Source organism: Vibrio sp. 03_296, assembly GCF_002265885.1.
In genome coordinates this window covers 1-857 of sequence record NZ_NPKW01000330.1, presented here as the reverse complement: position 1 = coordinate 857, position 857 = coordinate 1, and the positions used below count along the sequence as shown (strand labels likewise).

Here is an 857-nt window from a genome sequence, read left to right as displayed (position 1 = left end):
GCCAAGCGCCGCCTTCATTCAATTTATTACCGATTACTACCCTGATAAAGAAGAGAGTGGCAATGTTGCGCCTATCACACGCTTTGAGCGTGAGTTTATCGAGATTTAGTTGAGTTTACACAAGTAAACACAACTAACGAAAACAGCACAAGTTGCCATTTAAGCTAAACCCCAGCCATACTTGTTGAATATTTGGCTGGGGAATATCATCATGAAACATCACCCAATAAAAGACAGAGAAGCTTTTCGCCGTAAAGGTTACAACTGACATTGGCTGGACGTGTGTCATTCTAGGCACGATTGGCATCACAGTGCCACTGTTACCTACTGTGCCCTTTATACTATTGGCACTTTACTGTTTCGGGAAATCCTCCCCTGTTTTTCAACAGTGGCTACTCAACCATCCTAAGCTTGGCCCTTTAGCACAGCGCCTTAACAAGAAACAAGGTTTAACRGAGGCGAAGAAAATTCACTCTTTGCTGTTGATTTGGGTATCTATGCTCAGCGTATTATTTTTTGTGGCTTACGGTACACATTGGCAGTACGCTATTTTGTCGCTTCTCCTCTTTGAAACTTGGTTCATCTTACGTTTCAAAACCTATCAACAAGTAGAAAAAAAGCGCCTTTAAGAAGGCGCTTTTCAATAGCAGTGAGATGCCCTAGAGGCGTCATCTTACGCAATAGTATTGACTAAACTTCACGTTTACCAATTGGAACACATACGTACCAACGTCTGGTTCTGCCTTTGGCATCTTCTACTTTTTCACCATCCATCTTAGCCGCGCCTTGTTTAACCATACGCATCGCTTCCGATGTTGATGAACATAGCTCTGCTTCTTTTAGCAAGTTCGCCATTG

The 857-nt window shown here is 42.8% G+C and carries 1 protein-coding gene and 1 pseudogene; one reads left to right on the top strand and one right to left on the bottom strand.

What is annotated here, in order from left to right; translation table 11 throughout:
- The first annotated feature begins 311 nt into the window (after window positions 1–311).
- A complete protein-coding gene (locus CIK04_RS24410; protein ID WP_369597170.1) occupies window positions 312–629 on the top strand; it encodes a YbaN family protein in 318 nt (105 codons plus the stop codon).
- Between the two features lie 115 nt (window positions 630–744).
- Here the strand turns inward: CIK04_RS24410 and CIK04_RS24405 are convergent.
- Window positions 745–857 (bottom strand): annotated as a pseudogene (locus CIK04_RS24405) (S4 domain-containing protein); the annotation flags it as partial.